Consider the following 17,377-nt stretch of genomic DNA (forward strand, 5'->3'; position numbering starts at 1 on the left):
CGCAGCTTCCTGCTGCAGTGCAAAACGATCTCAGCCTAGTCCCAAACCTCCGGATATGGCAATCGCAATGCTGGTGGCCCTTCGGCCATGATGCTGTGAATCGAAAAGTATATCCTTTAGCGAAAAAATTTCGTTTTGCTTTCTTTTCACATTCGTTTTGCTCGCGTATCTGTTGTTTCGGGACGCAACAGGCGGGAGGAGTGCATGAGCGGTTATGTCTTGGCGATCGATCAGGGAACGACGTCGACACGGGCTATCGTTTTCGACGGCAAGATGAAGGTTGCCGGTGTCGGGCAGAAGGAATTCACTCAGCATTATCCGAAGCCGGGCTGGGTAGAGCACGATCCGGAGGAAATCTGGTCCTCTGTCCTCGTCACCGTCCGCAAGGCGATCGAGGCTGCCGGCATCACCGCCAAGGATATTGCAGCCCTCGGCATCACAAATCAGCGCGAGACGGTCGTCGTGTGGGATCGCGAGACCGACAAGCCGATCCACAATGCCATTGTCTGGCAGGATCGTCGCACGGCGAGCTATTGCGAGAAACTGAAGCGGCAGGACCTGGAAAAGCTCTTCAGGCGTCGCACCGGCCTGCTGCTCGATCCCTATTTTTCCGGCACCAAACTCTCCTGGCTGCTCTCCAACGTGAAAGATGCGCGTGCCCTTGCCGCCAAAGGCAAGCTGTGCTTCGGCACCATCGATAGCTTCCTGATCTGGCGGCTGACTGGCGGCAAGAGCTTCGTCACCGATGCGACCAATGCCTCGCGGACGCTGATGTACAATATCGGTGCGAACGAATGGGACGAGGAGCTATTGGATATCCTGCGCGTTCCCGCAGCCATGCTGCCTGAAGTGAAGGACTGTGCCGCCGATTTCGGCGTCACGGATGCCACGCATTTCGGCGCGGAGATCCCGATCCTCGGCGTTGCCGGCGACCAACAGGCGGCGACGATCGGCCAGGCCTGCTTCGAACGCGGCATGATGAAATCCACCTACGGCACCGGCTGCTTCGCACTGCTCAACACCGGCGCTGACATGGTGCGGTCGAAAAACCGCCTGCTGACCACCATCGCCTATCGGCTGAATGGCGAGACGACCTATGCGCTCGAAGGCTCGATCTTCATTGCGGGCGCTGCGGTACAATGGCTGCGCGATGGTCTGAAGGCCATCCAGCGCGCTTCGGATTCCGGCGAGCTGGCGGCCAAGGCCGATCCGCTGCAGGAGGTTTATCTGGTGCCGGCCTTCACCGGCCTCGGGGCGCCGCATTGGGATCCGGATGCACGTGGAGCGATTTTCGGACTGACGCGCAATACCGGACCTGAGGAGATCGTTCGGGCGGCGCTGGAAGCCGTCTGCTATCAGTCGCGCGACCTACTGGATGCTATGCATAAGGATTGGCGCAATGGCAACGGGCAGGAGACGGTGCTGCGCGTCGATGGCGGCATGGTCGCTTCCGACTGGACGATGCAGCGGCTTGCCGATCTCCTGAATGCACCGGTCGACCGCCCGACGATCCTCGAAACGACCGCACTGGGCGCTGCCTGGCTTGCTGGCAGCCGGGCCGAGGTCTGGCCGGATCGCGCCGGCTTCGCCAAGGCCTGGGCACGCGACAGGCGTTTCGAGCCCAGCATGGATGACAAGACCCGAAACGCGAAGCTCAAAGGCTGGAAGAACGCGGTCTCGCGCACCTTGAGTACACGGCAGGGGTGATCGGCCCTCATCGGCTGCTCACCCCAGGTTATGTCGTGTAAGATTTCTTTATTTTGCTTATATAAGTGCGCGCAGCGATACTCGCCTTGTTCGTGGCGCGGGGAGGATTCCGGGCCGCATTTCGCCGGACCGCGCCTTTTGAGGGCGGACGCCTTCTCAAGAGACGATAAAGCGAATAATGGCTGCTCAATTTTCTGAACTGAAAAAACATTACTACCGGCAGATCAAATATCATCTGACCCGGCCGAAGCCACCGATGCTGGCCGAGCGGTTCGATGGGCCTGTTCTCGTCGTCGGCTCGGCGCCGATTTCGAACAGGCCGGTGGATTTCGATGAGAGCTTCAAGGTCATCACCATCAACGGTTCGCAGACTGTGACGAAGGGCTGGGGGATCGAGGCGCCCGATGTGACGCTCGTCCAGTTCAACCAGATCGAAGGCACCAACACCAATGCCGTCGAGGTGCGACGGGTTCTGAACGGCGAACGGACCAAGATGCTCTACGTTCTGCTCTGGCGGAAAGAGCGCGAGCGGCTGGAAGAGGGTCTGCGGAGGTTCAACTATAGCTACGACAAGCTGGAGATCGTCGATCGCTACAAGCGCATGGCACTGCTCGACCGGGTCGGCGGGGTGAAGTGCAGCGAACTCGGCGCCGACGACAAATGCTCGAACGGCATCAATGCCGTGCTCTTCGCGATCTATAACGGCGCCACCGAAGTGATCATCACCGGCATCAATCCCGATTCAGGCGGGCATGTCTATAATCAGGAAAATCTCGCCCGGCTGCACGTCCGCAAGGACCGCGAGGTTCTCGAACGGCTTTTGGAACGCGGCTATCCGGTGTTCACAAGTGATCCGGTCGTGTCGCAATCCATCGGCCTGCCGTTATGGGCAGGCAAGGCGAAGGCCGGCCGGACAGTTGAAGCCGATGCCAAGGGCAAGCGACCGGCACCGATAACGGCTGAGGCCGTCATCAATTCTTGAGCTAAGGATCCGCCAACGGTCAATCTGCGGCTGACGCTGGTCGTGATTCCGTGCCAAGATCGCTCCATGGAATCACGCAGCCATTCAGACGCCGATCTGATACCGATGCCGCCGCCCTTGCGGCCGGGCGACAAGGTGCGCTTTGTATCCCCAGCAAGCCCGCCCGACAGGGATATGGTTCTGAGAAACGCCGAAATCCTGAAGGGTTGGGGGCTCACCGTCGATTTCGGTGAGTATGCCTTCCGCAAGTGGAATTATCTTGCTGGCACGGACGAAGAGCGGCTGTCGGATCTCAACGCCGCACTTCGCGATCCCAATGTGCGGGCGATCTTCACCACTCGCGGCGGCAAGGGATCTTATCGCATCGCCGATCAACTGGATTTTGCCGCAGCGCGGCGTGATCCGAAATTTCTTATCGGCTTCAGTGACATCACCGCATTGCATTTGAGCCTGCTGAGACATTGCCACCAGGTCGGTATTCACGGCGCATTTTCCATCGGGCCGAGCGAAGATGGTGTCAGCTCTTATACGCGCGAATCGATGCGTCGAGCGCTGATGACAACCGAGGACATCGTTATCGGCTCGCGCCCGGAAGAGCCGACCTCGAGGCTAACAACAGACGGTATGGCTAAGGGCCGGCTGATCGGCGGCAACCTCGATATGGTGGCAGCATCGGCCGGCTGGGCGCTGCCGGATATGCACGGTGCCATCCTGCTGCTTGAGGCCATCGGTCTGTATCCTGGTCAGGTGGACCGGCAGATGACCATGCTGCGCAAGGCGGGGCATCTGGATGGTTTGGCAGGGGTCGCTATTGGCCAGTTTACTGACTTCGAGTTCGACCGCCCTTATTCGGTGATCGACATCCTGCGTGAACATCTGACCGAACTGAAAGTGCCGATCCTCGGCGGCCTGCCGCTCGGGCATGGCGATAGCCCGGCAAGCGTTTTTATCGGCGCTATGGCGGAGCTTGATGCGAAGGCCGGTATGCTGGCGATCCGGCGTGGGAACATCTGAGGTCATCTTCGATATTTTTTGACGCAGCCTGTCGGAGCAGGTGATATTCCTTCGTCTTTAAAGGGTGAAGGGAATCTCAATGCTTTACGCGATCCTATGCTACAACGACGAAGACACCGTGTTTGCCTGGTCCAAGGAGCAGGAAGACGCCACGATGGCACGGTTGATTGCCGTACAGGAACCACTGCGGGAGGCTGGAAAGCTCGGCCCCGTAGCACGGTTGATGCCGACGACGGCGGCAACGACCCTGCGCAAGGGCAAGAACGAACCGATCGTGATCGACGGTCCCTTCGCGGAAACGAAGGAGCAGTTGCTCGGTTTCTACGTCGTCGATTTCGAAACTTTAGACGAAGCCATCGGTTTTTCGAAGGAGCTTGCCGCGGCCAATCCCGGCGTCGGCTCCTATGAAATCCGTCCGCTTTACGTCTTCCGGCCGGGAGCCGTTACAACATGACCGACATTGCCTGGATCGACATTGCGCTTACCAACGCCCGACCCCAGGTGATGGGCGCGCTTTTGCGCTATTTCCGCAATCTCGACACCGCCGAGGAGGCCTTTCAGGAGGCCTGCCTCAGGGCCTTGAAAACCTGGCCCGACAAGGGGCCGCCGCGCGACCCCGTCGCCTGGCTGATCTTCGTCGGCCGCAACAGCGGCATAGATACGGTGCGCAAGCAGGCGAAATTGCAGAGCCTGCCGGACGAGGAGGCGATCTCCGATACGAGCGATGTGGAGAGCGATCTGGCGGAGCGGCTCGATGGGTCGGGCTATCGTGATGACATCCTTCGGCTGCTGTTCATCTGCTGCCATCCGGATTTGCCGGCGACGCAACAGATCGCGCTGGCATTGCGCATCGTTTCCGGCCTTTCGGTGCAGCAGATCGCTCGCGCCTTCCTGGTCAGCGAGAGCGCGATGGAGCAGCGCATTACAAGAGCCAAGGCGCGTGTCGCTGCGGCTGGCGTTCCCTTCGAAACACCGGGTGCGGTCGAGCGGAGCGAGAGGCTGGCGCTCGTCAGCGCCATGATCTACCTGATCTACAACGAAGGCTATTCGGCCGGCGGAACCCATCGCGAGGCGGCCGCTTTTGCCGACGAAGCGATCCGGCTTGGCCGGTTGCTGTTGCGAATCTTTCCCTCCGAGCCGGAAACCATGGCGCTACTGGCACTGATGCTCCTGCAGCAATCGCGGAAGGATGCCCGGTTCGATGCCAATGGACAGATCATCCTTCTGGAAGATCAGGATCGTTCGCTCTGGGATCGGACGCTGATCGACGAGGCGCTGGCGCTGCTGGACAAAGCGATCCGCCATCGGCGGCCCGGCCCCTACCAAGTGCAGGCGGCGATCGCAGCGCTGCACTCGAGAGCGAAGCGCGCGGCCGATACGGATTGGGAGGAGATCGACCTTCTCTATCAGATGCTGGAGCGGCTGACGCCGTCACCCGTCGTCACACTCAACCGCTCGGTCGCGCTCTCGAAGCTCAAGGGGCCGGAGGCGGCTCTGGCATTGATTGCGACGCTGGAAGCACAGCTCGACAGCTATTTCTATTTTCATGGTGTGAGAGGTGGTCTGCTTGCGCAGCTCGGTCGCGCGCAAGAGGCTCGTGTCGCTTTCGACAGAGCCATAGCGCTCGCCCGCTCCCCCGCCGAAGCAGCCCATATTCGTTATCAGCTCGATCGTCTGAGCGCGGATGCTTTTGCGACTGCAAAATAATCGAAAAACCTGTGTCTTCGCTGTCGGGAAATGACCATCTCGAACGTCATTCGTGTATGGGCCGAGCAGGCCGCGTCAAACAATAAAGAGGAGCAAGATATGACTGAACAGAGCCAACGCCACGAGCTTTCCCTGACCCGCGTCATCGACGCACCACGAGACAAGATCTTCCGTTGCTGGACCGAAGTGGAGCTCTTGAAACAATGGTTCGCACCGCTGCCATGGACGATATCGGCAGCCAGCGTCGACGCTCGTGCCGGAGGCTCAAGCTCGATCACCATGCGCAGCCCAGAAGGCGAGGATTATCCGGGCAACGGCGTCTATCTGGAAGTGGTGCCGAATGAGCGGCTCGTCTTCACAGATGCCTTCACCAGCGCCTGGGTGCCGTCGGCCAAGCCTTTCATGGTGGTGACGATCCAGCTCGACGAGCTCGACAGTGGTAAGACCCGTTATACCGCCACGGTGCGGCATTGGTCCGCGGAGGATCGCGAGGCGCATGAGAAGATGGGCTTTCATCAGGGATGGGGTCAGTGCGCCGAGCAGCTCGCAGCACTGGCAGCCAAGATCTGAATTTCCGATAGAATTCCGGGGGATGTGACAATGTCTTATGCTGCTGATTCATCTTTGCCTTCGGTCACGCGCGCGCAGCGCGTGACCGGTATGATCCTGAGCGGACTGGTCATCGCCTTCCTGCTGTTCGATGGCGCGATCAAGCTTGTTCCGCTTTCGGTCGTCACCGAGACGATGGCGGGGCTTGGTTATTCTGCCGATCCGGCACTTGCGCGGCTGCTCGGCATCATCACGCTCGGCTGCGCCATTCTCTATGCGATCCCGAGGACGTCCGTCCTCGGCGCCATCCTGCTGACGGGTCTGCTCGGTGGGGCGATCGCGACGCATCTGAGAGTCGGCAGCCCGATCTTCTCGCATCTGCTGTTCGGCGTTTATCTTGGAGTGATCGCCTGGGGCGGACTTTATCTTCGTTATGAAGCGGTTCGGAAAATGATTCCGTTCTTTCAGCGAAGCTTTTGATTTTGGATTCGATTTGATAAGGCTCGCTCCTCAATAAGGACGGAGCGAGCCATGCCGCAAGTGATCATCGCGCCGGTCAGGCAATCGGATGCGGACGAGCTGATCGCCGCCAATATCGCGAGCCGCGCGCACCATGTGCCCTGGGCCTATCCCTTCCTTGATCGTGACGGTTTCGACGCGTGGTTCGGTCAGACGGTGACGGGGCCGAACATCGGGCTGGTGGCGCGCGACCCCGGTTCGGGCGGCATCGTCGGTGTCGTCAATATCAGCCAGATGGTCTGGGGAGGTTTTCGCAGCGCCTTTCTCGGCTATCACGGCATGGTGGGTTTCGCCGGTCAGGGGTTCATGACTGAAGCGGTTCGTCTGGCCGTCGCGCACGCCTTCGATGCCGTGGGCCTGCATCGCGTGGAGGCCAATATCCAGCCGGGCAACCATGCGTCCATTGCGCTGGTCAAACGGCTCGGCTTCCGCAAGGAAGGGTTCTCGCCCAAATATTTGAAAATCGGCGGCGTCTGGTGCGATCATGAACGCTGGGCATTGCTCGCGGACGATCCTCGTTCCTGACCCTTTCGGATTTCGAAAGCTGCGCTATCTGGCGGAAAACCTCACAAAGACATTGACTGTGCGGAGGGAAGGGGCGAAAGCGACCTTGAGCCTCTCGCCGCACGTTGCCGAGAGTGCGAGGGGTGCCGGAAGCCGTAGATGATCGTTTCGACCGAAGAAGAACTGACCAAACTAAAAGATATCGGCCGCATCTGCGCCAACGCGCTGCAGGCCATGGCCGCGGCACTGGAGCCGGGTATTACGACGCTGGAACTCGACGCGATCGGCCGCAAGGTGCTGGAAGATGCCGGCGCGCAATCGGCGCCGGAACTGGTCTACAAGTTCCCCGGCGCGACCTGCATCAGCGTCAACGAGGAAGTGGCTCATGGCATTCCAGGCCCACGTGTTATCAAGGCGGGAGATCTGGTCAATCTCGATGTATCGGCCGAGAAGGATGGTTTCTTCTCCGATACCGGCGCTTCCTTTACCGTGCCGCCGGTCAAGCCGAAGATCGAGCGCCTCTGCCGCGACGGCAAGAGGGCGCTTTGGGTCGGTCTCAACCAGGTGAAAAGCGGCGCGCCGCTTGCGAAGATCGGGCAGGCCGTCGGCGCCTTCGCGCAGAAGAACCGCTATACTTTGATTGCCAATCTCGCCAGTCATGGCATCGGTCGCTCGCTGCACGAAGAGCCCGCCGAGGTTTCCACCTGGGCGGACCCTTCCGAGACCCGGATCATGGAGGATGGCCTGGTTTTTACGGTCGAGCCATTTCTGTCGCTCGGTGCAACCTGGGCAGAGGGCGGCGACGACGCCTGGACGCTCTATGCCGATCCCCAGGCTCCCACCGTCCAGTACGAACACACGATCATCGCTACCCGCAACGGGCCGGTCATCCTGACATTGCCGGACGCATGAAGCATGTCGTTATCGCAAAACCGCTACGCAGTTTTGCGCGACATGCCGTAGCTCAATCGCCAGCCTTTGGGCTGTCCTCGTCCTTCGTTTCGCCGCGGATGATATCGGCGGCGGCGCGCTCGAGGATTGCCGCGATGCGTGCGCCTTCGGCCTTGCTCCATGGGAACTTCGAGCGAAGCGCGGAACGCAGTAGGTGGCGGGCGCGATGCACATCGCCGCTGCCATGGCGGTCGAACGGATTGTCACGGCCATCCTCGTCTTCACCGCCGAAAACCTCGCGGACGCGGGCCATTTTCTCGCCGATGGACGTGAGCTTGGCGAGCGTCACTTCGACCAGATCACGGTTGTCGTCGACGCGCTTCTGGCCGCTTTCGGTGATGCGGTAGAGCTTTTTCGTGCCGCTCACCTCGACTTCGGCCTGGCCGGTCTCTTCGAGATAAGTCAGCGCCGGGTAGATGACGCCCGGGCTCGGTACATAAAAGCCTCCGGAGCGCTCCTCGAAGGTCTTGATCAGCTCATAGCCGTGACGCGGCTGCTCGGAGAGCAAAGCGAGGATGATGAGCTGCAGGTCGGCCGCATCGAACTTGCGGCCGGTGCGAAACCCGCCGCCGAACATGCCGCCCTTGAAGCCTCTCATGAAGTCTCTCCTGTGCTCGCCGCGCGATTCACGGCCTCGACCGTGTCGTAGGATATATGCCTCGACGATGTCAAAGCCATCTCCGAACATGTGACGATCTCTAAAACCTCTCATATCGTTTCTCCTTGAAGGGTGAGAGTTTATATCGTTAGTCATGTCGTAAGATATATATCGTAAGATAGTTTTCTGCAAGAGGCGAGCTGCGAGATGGGACGATCGCTTGCTGGTTATCATTCAAAAGCGGGAGAGAGTTCATCCAATGGGTGAAAATCCGTTGCTGAACAACTGCATCACGATCGTGGGATAAGCGATTACATCTATGTAAGAATATGTCTTGGCCGGTTGCCGCTCTTGGCGAACTGTCCTAGGCTCGCCACAAATTAACGTCATTTGCGGTTCCAGTCTGAACCCGATCAAGGAAGCCTATCCACCGTGTTCCACTCCTTCTTTCCGCAGCCGAAACCTTTCTTCACGTCAATGGTGGTCTGGACGCTTGCCTGCATTGCGGCCTGGTATCTGTTCTTTTCGGACCTGGGGACACGGCTAGGTTTCGTGTTGCCTGGTGAAGGAAAGGAGCCATACGATCTCAGCTATTTTCTGCTGTGGGGAAATCTCTGGTTTTACGGATTCTTTCTTGCCTGCATCGTTATCTTCTGTGGTGCTTGGCACATTCGCGCCTGGAGCCACCCCTGGAAGATTTGGTCGCTTTGGGGTTCTGCGCTCATCATCCTGGTTACCTATTTCGGTGTTCAGGTCACCGTAGTTATCAACAATTTTCGCCGCCCCTTCGGCGATCTGCTACAGGCTGCACTCACGAAGCAGCCGGGTGTGACGACTGACAGTTTCTATTCGTTGATGATCATCTTTGCGCAGATCGCGTTCCTCAGCATGTTCGTCTCGATTCTGACGGATTTCTTTACGAGCCACTACATCTTCCGCTGGCGGACGGCGATGAACGACTTCTACATGTCGAAGTGGGAGAAGCTTCGCCATATCGAGGGTGCCTCGCAGCGTGTGCAGGAAGACACAATGCGCTTTTCCAGTGTGCTGGAAGGCCTCGGCATCAGTCTCATCAATTCCGTTATGACGCTGATTGTGTTCCTGCCAATTCTGCTTGCGCTTTCGACCTACGTAACGGAGCTGCCGATTATTGGCAAAATTCCGCATTCACTTTTCTGGCTGGCGCTTTTCTGGTCGATCTTTGGCACCGTTCTACTGGCGGTCGCTGGCATCAAGCTTCCTGGGCTGAATTTCAAGAACCAGCGCGTAGAGGCGGCTTATCGCAAGGAGCTTGTCTATGGTGAGGATCACGAAGAGCGGGCACAGCCCACGACGGTGAAGGAGCTTTTCGCCAACGTTCGGCGCAATTATTTCCGCATCTACTTCCACTACGTTTATTTCAACGTCGCGCGCTATTTCTATCTGCAGGCCGATACGATGTTCGTATTGTTCATGCTGGTGCCGACCTTCGTTGCCGGTGCGATCACATACGGTATATATCAGCAGATCGCGACTGCCTTCGGTCAGGTCAGCAATTCCTTCCAATACCTCGTCAATTCTTGGACGACGATCATCGAGCTTCTGTCGATTCACAAGCGTCTGAAGGCTTTCGAGGCAGCGATCGACGATGAGCCGTTACCGAAGATCGATCAAACCTATCTGGAACGCGAAGCGGGCGTCATCCACGCCGACGGCTGATGAGAAGGCTCCGTAGACTTTTCGTTGGTTAGAATATTCGGGCCATCCTCGCCTCCGACAAGCTCAGGGTGAGGATGGAGCGCATTGTTGCGTGAAGCCAATTCAATATTCAGCCTTCTGCAGGAGGCGTCCTCATGGTGAGGCCGCCTGAAAGGCCGTCTCGAACCACGAGGGCTTCGTTCGACCGCTCCTCACCCCTGCTGCGGCTTGCCACGCGCCGCAATCAATGGAATCGCTTCGGAATAGCTGACGCAGGCAACATCCTGCTTGTGGCAGACATCGCTGACGAAGCGGTCGAGGGCGCGCCAATAGGCGCCGTCATTCATTTCGACGAAATGGAAACCGAGCTGCAGCGGAATGCGCTCACCGTCATATTGCTTGTTGAAGGCGGCTTCGAAGGCATCGAAGGTGCGGTCTTCATAGGTCTTGGCATTGGCCTTGTCTTCTACGCCCTTGGAGTGGCGGACATAGAGATTGTAGTCCATGCCGATGACCAGGCGATGTTCGGGACCTTCGGGGATCAATGGCAGACCGAAGCGATAGATGCCGTCGACCACCTGTGGCAGGGCAGGTCCCTTGGTGACCAGGCTTGCATCATAGTGGAAACCCATCTCCTTTTCCGCTGGCACGAGGCCATCGCTGGTGGAGAGATAGGGCGCGCGAAATCCCTTGACGTCGTTCGTCGCGAAATCTTCCCAACCCTGGGGCTCCTTGTCGGCAAGGCCGACATTCTTCCAGGCGTCGCGAAGCGCGATCCGCGCATTCATGAATTCCTGTTTCCAATCGGCAGCGCTCCAGCCTTTGCCGTCAAAATGGCCGCAGGCATGACTTGAGATGTCGTGGCCTTCCTGATGCGCCCCCCAGATATTGGCGATGCGCGTGCGGACATCATCCTCGCTCTTGGCGAAGCCGACATTCGATTTGCCCGGCCGCTGCTTTGGCCCCTGATAGGCCTTGGCCTGCGTCTTGTTCATCAGGAAAGTGCAGGACAGAAAGTAGGTGAAATGCGCGCCATTGCGCGAAGCGATCTCGCGGCTCTTGGTCCAGAGCGCATTGTCATGAGCACCATCGAAGGAGATCATGACGAGTTGCTTGGGCTTGTCATCGGCCTGGGCGGCGACGGGGAGCCCTAAGGAAATGGCGACGGAGAGACAGGTAGCAAAGCGAAACATGGGTACCGAATATTGATTGCGTCGAGCACGGCTTGCCAGGAATCGTCCAGCGATATCGGATAGCGCGCTCAGGATCGCTTCCTTCCTTTCGCGCAATTGCGGCGAAGCTGCGGTGATGCTGGCATTTTTTTGCGGCAGCCGATAAGGATGTGACTACAAGACCATAAAGGATTTCATCCATGGCATTGCTCGTTCTCGGCATTGTTCTCTTTCTCGGCCTCCATCTGGTCCGTGTTGTTGCCCCCGGCCTCAGAAGCTCGATGATCGCGCGTTTGGGTGAGGGCGGTTGGAAGGGTGCCTATTCGATTGCCAGCATCGTGGCGCTGGTCATTCTGATCTACGGTTTCGGTCAGGCGCGCGACATGACCCCGATCTGGACGCCGCCGTTCTGGATGAGCCACATCACCATCCTGCTGATGCTCTTCGCCCTGATCTGTCTTGTCGCCTCGCTGCTGCCGGCGGGGCATATCGCGGTCAGGACCAAGCATCCGATGGTGCTGTCGGTGAAGATCTGGGCGTTGGCGCATCTCCTGTCGAATGGCGATGGAGCGGCGATATTGCTCTTTGCCGCCTTCCTCGCCTGGGGCGTAATTCTGCGCATTTCGCTGAAACGGCGCGAGCGGGCCGGCGAAATCACCCTGCGTCCGTTCGTTTCGGCGAAATATGATCTTTATGCGATCGTCATCGGCGTCATTGTCTGGGCCTTGATCATTTGGAAGCTTCATGCGTGGATTATCGGGGTTTCGCCGCTCGTTATGTGACGATTTCTGCCATTCCCCCTTACATCAGCCGCAAAATGGAGTAGAAGGCCCCACTAAACCTAAGCTTTGAACTATTTGGCCTGGGCCGGAGACAAGAATGGCATTCAATGACGATAGCTTCATCCGCGAGGTGAACGAGGAACTGCGCTCGGACCAGCTGCGGTTCATATGGCGTCGTTTCGGCAAGCTCATCATCGGTGCTGCCGTGCTCGTCGTCCTTGGCACCGCAGCCTATAGCGGCTATCGCTATTGGGCCGGCAATCAGGCCGGCAGCGGTGGCGATCAGTTCATTGCCGCACTGACGCTTGCCGATCAAAACAAGACGGATGAAGCGCTGGCCGCATTCGCCGCCATCGAAAAGAGCGGCCCCGGCTCCTATCCGGTGCTGGCCCGCCTGCGCGCCGCGACGCTGCAGGCACAGAAGGGGGACAAGGCCGCTGCCATCGCCACCTTCTCGGCAGTCGGCAAGCAGACGGACCTTCCGGTCGTTATCCGTAATGCGGCCCGCCTGCGTGCTGCCTACCTTCTCGTCGATACCGGCACCTACGATCAGGTCGCCGCCGAAGCCCAGGAACTGGCCGTCCCCGCTGATGCCTTCCGCCATTCGGCGCGCGACGTTCTCGGCCTTGCCGCTTACAAGGCCGGCGATTTCGCCAAGGCCCGGCAGTGGTTCCAGGCGATCGTCGACGATCCGCAGAGCCCGCGCAATGTTGCCAACCGTGCCCAGATGCTGCTCGATCTCATCACTGCATCCGGCAAGGCTCCGGTCGCAAAAGGCTGAAGGATCGCTCAATGAGTTTTACGGTCGCGATCGTCGGTCGCCCGAATGTCGGCAAGTCCACGCTGTTCAACCGGCTGGTTGGCAAGAAGCTGGCGCTCGTCGACGATACGCCGGGCGTCACGCGTGACCGTCGTCCCGGTGATGCCAAGCTGATCGATCTCCGTTTTCGCATCGTTGACACCGCCGGTCTTGAAGAGGCTCAGGATGAATCGCTTCAGGGCCGTATGCGCGCCCAGACGGAGGCGGCGATCGACGAAGCCGACCTGACGCTGTTCGTCGTCGATGCCAAGATGGGCCTGACCCATGTCGACAAGACGCTTGCCGAAATGCTGCGCAAGCGTGGCCGGCCCGTGGTGCTCGTTGCCAACAAATCCGAAGCGCGCGGCTCCGATAGCGGTTTCTACGATGCCTATACGCTCGGTCTCGGCGAACCTTGCCCGATCTCGGCCGAACATGGCCAGGGCATGATGGATCTGCGCGACGCGATCGTCGAGGCGATCGGGCCTGAGCGCGCCTTCGGGGAAGAGGAAGATGAGGCGGAGACGAATGTCAGCATTCCACGTCCTTCCGTCGGCGAAGATGGCGAAGAGATCGACGAAGAGCCCGCCTATGACGAGACGCGCCCGTTGCGCGTGGCGATCGTCGGTCGCCCGAATGCCGGAAAGTCGACGCTCATCAACCGCTTCCTTGGCGAAGACAGGCTGTTGACCGGCCCGGAAGCCGGCATCACCCGCGATTCCATCTCCGTCGACTGGAACTGGCGGGGCCGTACCGTCAAAATGTTCGATACTGCCGGAATGCGCCGCAAGGCGAAGGTCACGGAGAAACTGGAGAAGCTCTCGGTTGCCGACACGCTGCGCGCCATCCGTTTCGCCGAAACCGTCGTTATCGTCTTTGATGCGACCATTCCCTTCGAGAAGCAGGATCTGCAGATCGTCGATCTCGTGATCCGCGAGGGGCGTGCCGCCGTGCTCGCTTTCAACAAGTGGGACATGATCGAGGATCGCCAGGCCGTGCTCGCCGATCTGCGCGAAAAGACCGACCGGTTATTGCCGCAGGCGCGAGGCATTCGCGCCATTCCGATTGCCGGCCAGACGGGCGAGGGGCTGGACCGCCTCATGCAGGCGATCGTCGATACGGACAAGGTCTGGAACAAGCGCGTCTCGACCGCGCGCCTCAACCGCTGGCTCGAGACGCAGCAGGTTCAGCATCCGCCACCGGCCGTTTCCGGCCGCCGCATCAAGCTGAAATACATGACGCAGGTAAAGGCGCGGCCGCCGGCCTTCATGATTTCCTGCACCCGTTCGGATGCGCTGCCGGAATCCTATGTGCGCTATCTGATCAATGGCCTTCGTCAGGACTTCTCCATGCCGGGCGTGCCCATCCGCATTCATTTCCGCTCGTCGGAAAATCCCTACGAAAACAAAAAGAAGCGGTAACTCGCCGAAGCGCCCCATCGGGAGATGGGTGCGCTTCAAATCAGGCGACATTCCTGCTGAGCGCCTCGCGCAACGTCGTGATTTCCGCCTTCAGCCGTGCCAGTTCGTCCACTGTCTGCTCGGTGGCGTCGAGAATGCAAGGGGGAACGGTTGCGGCCTTCTTCTTGAGGGCCTTGCCTTCACTGGTCAGTTGAATCAGCACCTGGCGCTCATCTTCCTTGCTGCGGATACGCTGGATGAAGCCGGCTGCTTCCAGGCGCTTCAAGAGCGGTGTCAGCGTGCTTGATTCCAGAAACAGCTTTTCACCGATGCCGCCAACGGTCTGGCCGTCTTCCTCCCATAGTGTCACCATGACGAGATATTGCGGATAGGTAAGATTGAGCGCGTCCAGCATCGGCTTATAGAGACGATTCATCGCATGGTTGGCCGAATAGAGCGCGAAGCAGATGAAGTTATCCAGCTTTAACGGGTCGTCGGTCATCTCAAGTACTCCCCGAGGGGTCTAATGTAGATCGTGCGATAAATAATTGTACACCCAAATTTATGCCTGGGCTACGGGTTTCTTCCGTTTTTGGAAAGGCAGCTGCTGAGGCTCTGGCGAGGCACGGTCTTTTCGGGTCGATCAATGCCGTGGTGATCGAGTGCCATAAATGGTGGTCCAAAGATAAGAATCAAATGACATTCTTCGCGCCATTGCTCAATGCGGGCTTCATCGTGCTGGATAAGACACGGCTATCTAATCCTCATGCAGGGCTATACTATGCCGTCAGGGCAGCGCGGTGATCGTTGACGGCATGGCCGGAGCTGCAACTTCACTGATGGTGCCGATCGTCCGCGGACTCAATGCTTGTTGTGGACGTGCAGCCGGCCTCGGTGATTGGCAATCCTGACATTGCCGATGAATTGCGCCGTCGCCGCCTCCCAGGAATAGTTGAGTGCCAGCGTGCGTGCGGCATCGCGGGAGCAAGAGAGTGCGGCGAGGCAGGCCGTTGCTAGATCGGCATCTACAACGCCGGCAGCCCTGTTTCCTCCCAAAATATCCGCGGGGCCGGTGACGGGGTAGGCGGCGACCGGAACGCCGCTTGCGAGCGCTTCCAGAATGGCGTTGCCAAAGGTGTCGGTCTTGGACGGGAAGACGAAGACGTCGGCCTGCGAATAGGCATGCGCCAGTTCCTCGCCGAATTTCGCGCCAAGAAAATGGACATCAGGGTAGAGCTTCTGCAGTTCGGCCCGGGCGGGGCCATCGCCCACCACCACTTTCGATCCAGGCAGGTCGAGATCGAGGAAGGCGGGCAGGTTCTTCTCCAGCGCGACGCGGCCGACAGTCATGAAGATGGGACGGGGCAGGCCGAAGGGGTTGTCGTCAAGTGGTTGGGGACGGAAGAGGCGGGAATCTATGCCACGGCTCCAGGGCAGCAGATTGCGAATGCCGCGCAGTTTAAGCTCGCTCGCAAGACTTGGTGTCGCCACCATGCAGCCGTAGCCGGCATTGTGAAACCATTTGATGAAGGCGTAGAGCCAACTCTCCGGTATCGGCAAACGCGCGGCCACATATTCAGGAAAGCGGGTGTGGTAGCTGGTCGAAAATGGCATACCGTTTCTCAGGCACCAGCGCCTGGCCGTAAGCCCGAGGGGACCCTCCGTAGCGATGTGGACATAAGTCGGCCGGAGTGCTTCTATTCTTGCGGCGATCTTGCGGTAGCTGGCGATCGAAAGCCGGATTTCCGGGTAGGTCGGGCAGGGGATATTACGGAAGCCATCCGGCGTGATCATCGAAACCTCGACGCCCATTCGCGTCAGTTCCCGATTGGTGTTCTCGATGGAGCGGACGACGCCGTTGACCTGTGGATGCCAGGCATCGCTGACGATGAGCAGCCGTTCGGGTACTGCGACAGGTGTCGCCGCCTGCGTCCAGGTGGTTTGATCGATGTCTGACAAGCGTTGCAACATGCCCAAAACAGTCCATCCGCACCGTATCCTCATGATGACGGTGCCAGCGATTGCGGTGTTTCAAACATGATTCCCGCGCCCACTCTATTGTGGGGGGTGTCCATGATGGAAATATTACAGCGTTTAGCGGATGGACTTCAGCTTCTCGGGCGAGACGAGCGCACCGTATTCCTGAATGACCTTTGCCGCGATCTTGGCTGCGAAGCCGACGGCAGCGACCGCATCCTGATGCTGCAGATAGTGAGCCAGAAATGCGCCATTGAAGCTGTCGCCGGCGCTGGTGGTGTCGACGACCTTGGCGACCTTGACCGCCGGGACGAGGGTCTCATCGGTACCATCGCCGATGGTCGCGCCCTCGGCGCCGTTCTTGACGACGATCATCTGGGCTCCGTACTGCCGGTAACGGCGGATGGTGGCGGGAATCGAATCGTCGCCGAAATGCACGGCTTCATCATCGAAGCTCGGCATGACGAGCGTTGCGGCGCGCGCACCTTCCGAAATCATGGTGTGCATGGCGTCGAGGCTGGACCACAGACGAGGGCGCAGGTTCGGATCGAAGGCAACCAGCTTGCCGGCAGCCTTGGCGCGACGCAGTTCTGCGAGCAGCGTGAAGGCGTCTTCGCGCGGCAGGATCGCCAGCGTGATGCCTGAGAAATAAAGGACATCGGAGGCTTCGATTGCAGCGCGCAGGGCATCGCCATCGGCTGCAAGCTGGCGGGCGGCGGAGCTATCGCGCCAGTAACTGAAGGAGCGTTCGCCATCCTTCAAATTGATCATGTAGAGGCCGGGAGTCTTGCCGCGCAGGCGGCGGATGCTCGCCGTGCCGATGCCGGCGCTGCCCATGAAGGCGACCATTTCGTCGGACATGGCATCGTCGCCGAGTGCGGTGAAATAATCGATCGACCAGTCGGCCGGCAAGCAGGCGCGGGCATACCAGGCGGTGTTGAAGGTGTCGCCGGCAAAGCCCTTGCGCAGGTGCCCGTCATCGGCCTGCGACAATTCCACCATGCATTCGCCGATCGATAGAAAACGCCCGCCCAAGACT

18 protein-coding genes are annotated in these 17,377 nt (G+C 59.3%); 13 read left to right on the forward strand and 5 right to left on the reverse strand.

Features of this window, described 5'->3' with window-relative positions; translation table 11 throughout:
- The first annotated feature begins 204 nt into the window (after positions 1 to 204).
- From glpK to map, 9 genes are all read left to right on the forward strand, one after another.
- The gene (gene glpK / locus FBZ99_RS07805) at positions 205 to 1,707 is read left to right on the forward strand and encodes a glycerol kinase GlpK (protein ID WP_145632306.1); all 1,503 of its coding nucleotides are present in this window, start codon (positions 205 to 207) and stop codon (positions 1,705 to 1,707) included.
- 178 nt (positions 1,708 to 1,885) lie between these two features.
- On the forward strand, positions 1,886 to 2,689 hold the full coding sequence (locus tag FBZ99_RS07810) for a membrane-anchored protein (protein ID WP_145316440.1): 804 nt from the start codon (positions 1,886 to 1,888) through the stop codon (positions 2,687 to 2,689).
- Positions 2,690 to 2,806: 117 nt separating this feature from the next.
- A complete protein-coding gene (locus tag FBZ99_RS07815) occupies positions 2,807 to 3,703 on the forward strand; it encodes a S66 peptidase family protein (RefSeq protein WP_246661084.1) in 897 nt (298 codons plus the stop codon).
- A 79-nt stretch (positions 3,704 to 3,782) separates the two neighbouring features.
- Positions 3,783 to 4,157 (forward strand): YciI family protein, encoded by a 375-nt coding sequence (locus FBZ99_RS07820; RefSeq protein ID WP_145632310.1) that lies wholly within the window; start codon positions 3,783 to 3,785, stop codon positions 4,155 to 4,157.
- A complete protein-coding gene (locus FBZ99_RS07825) occupies positions 4,154 to 5,410 on the forward strand; it encodes an RNA polymerase sigma factor (RefSeq protein ID WP_145632313.1) in 1,257 nt (418 codons plus the stop codon). The genes FBZ99_RS07820 and FBZ99_RS07825 overlap by 4 nt, the downstream gene beginning before the upstream one ends.
- 99 nt (positions 5,411 to 5,509) lie before the next feature.
- Positions 5,510 to 5,980: an SRPBCC family protein gene (locus FBZ99_RS07830; protein WP_145632316.1), complete on the forward strand. Its 471-nt coding sequence runs from the start codon at positions 5,510 to 5,512 to the stop codon at positions 5,978 to 5,980.
- Between the two features lie 30 nt (positions 5,981 to 6,010).
- Entirely contained in the window at positions 6,011 to 6,439 is a 429-nt protein-coding gene (locus FBZ99_RS07835) for a DoxX family protein (RefSeq protein WP_113332180.1), read from the forward strand.
- A 51-nt stretch (positions 6,440 to 6,490) separates the two neighbouring features.
- Positions 6,491 to 7,003 (forward strand): GNAT family N-acetyltransferase, encoded by a 513-nt coding sequence (locus FBZ99_RS07840; RefSeq protein ID WP_113388984.1) that lies wholly within the window; start codon positions 6,491 to 6,493, stop codon positions 7,001 to 7,003.
- A 138-nt stretch (positions 7,004 to 7,141) separates the two neighbouring features.
- On the forward strand, positions 7,142 to 7,894 hold the full coding sequence (gene map, locus FBZ99_RS07845; RefSeq protein ID WP_112720880.1) for a type I methionyl aminopeptidase: 753 nt from the start codon (positions 7,142 to 7,144) through the stop codon (positions 7,892 to 7,894).
- Positions 7,895 to 7,946: 52 nt separating this feature from the next.
- Here the strand turns inward: map and FBZ99_RS07850 are convergent, their stop codons facing one another.
- Positions 7,947 to 8,531 carry a PadR family transcriptional regulator gene (locus FBZ99_RS07850; RefSeq protein ID WP_113388982.1) on the reverse strand — a complete coding sequence of 195 codons (585 nt, stop codon included), beginning with the start codon at positions 8,529 to 8,531 and terminating at the stop codon, positions 7,947 to 7,949.
- A gap of 432 nt (positions 8,532 to 8,963) precedes the next feature.
- On the opposite strand from FBZ99_RS07850, the gene sbmA reads away from it, so the two are divergent.
- A complete protein-coding gene (gene sbmA / locus FBZ99_RS07855; protein WP_113388981.1) occupies positions 8,964 to 10,229 on the forward strand; it encodes a peptide antibiotic transporter SbmA in 1,266 nt (421 codons plus the stop codon).
- A gap of 191 nt (positions 10,230 to 10,420) precedes the next feature.
- Here the strand turns inward: sbmA and FBZ99_RS07860 are convergent, their stop codons facing one another.
- Entirely contained in the window at positions 10,421 to 11,401 is a 981-nt protein-coding gene (locus FBZ99_RS07860; RefSeq protein ID WP_145632319.1) for a polysaccharide deacetylase family protein, read from the reverse strand.
- A 179-nt stretch (positions 11,402 to 11,580) separates the two neighbouring features.
- On the opposite strand from FBZ99_RS07860, the gene FBZ99_RS07865 reads away from it, so the two are divergent.
- From FBZ99_RS07865 to der, 3 genes are all read left to right on the forward strand, one after another.
- Positions 11,581 to 12,162: an NnrU family protein gene (locus FBZ99_RS07865; protein ID WP_113388980.1), complete on the forward strand. Its 582-nt coding sequence runs from the start codon at positions 11,581 to 11,583 to the stop codon at positions 12,160 to 12,162.
- 97 nt (positions 12,163 to 12,259) lie between these two features.
- Positions 12,260 to 12,943, forward strand: a complete 684-nt coding sequence (locus FBZ99_RS07870) for a tetratricopeptide repeat protein (RefSeq protein WP_095435471.1) — start codon at positions 12,260 to 12,262, stop codon at positions 12,941 to 12,943.
- 11 nt (positions 12,944 to 12,954) lie between these two features.
- Entirely contained in the window at positions 12,955 to 14,382 is a 1,428-nt protein-coding gene (gene der, locus FBZ99_RS07875; protein WP_145632322.1) for a ribosome biogenesis GTPase Der, read from the forward strand.
- 40 nt (positions 14,383 to 14,422) lie between these two features.
- On the opposite strand, the gene FBZ99_RS07880 is transcribed toward der, so the two are convergent.
- The 3 genes from FBZ99_RS07880 to FBZ99_RS07895 all read right to left on the reverse strand — a co-directional run bounded on the left by FBZ99_RS07880 (position 14,423) and on the right by FBZ99_RS07895 (position 17,373).
- On the reverse strand, positions 14,423 to 14,863 hold the full coding sequence (locus tag FBZ99_RS07880) for a MarR family winged helix-turn-helix transcriptional regulator (protein ID WP_145632325.1): 441 nt from the start codon (positions 14,861 to 14,863) through the stop codon (positions 14,423 to 14,425).
- A 359-nt stretch (positions 14,864 to 15,222) separates the two neighbouring features.
- Positions 15,223 to 16,332 carry a glycosyltransferase family 4 protein gene (locus tag FBZ99_RS07890; RefSeq protein ID WP_145316460.1) on the reverse strand — a complete coding sequence of 370 codons (1,110 nt, stop codon included), beginning with the start codon at positions 16,330 to 16,332 and terminating at the stop codon, positions 15,223 to 15,225.
- Positions 16,333 to 16,455: 123 nt separating this feature from the next.
- Positions 16,456 to 17,373, reverse strand: coding sequence for a sugar kinase (locus tag FBZ99_RS07895; protein ID WP_145632328.1), 918 nt, complete (start codon positions 17,371 to 17,373; stop codon positions 16,456 to 16,458).
- Between the last annotated feature and the right edge of the window lie 4 nt (positions 17,374 to 17,377).

Origin of the sequence: Rhizobium sp. ERR 1071 (assembly GCF_007828675.1) — a bacterium.
Taxonomy (GTDB): domain Bacteria; phylum Pseudomonadota; class Alphaproteobacteria; order Rhizobiales; family Rhizobiaceae; genus Rhizobium; species Rhizobium dioscoreae.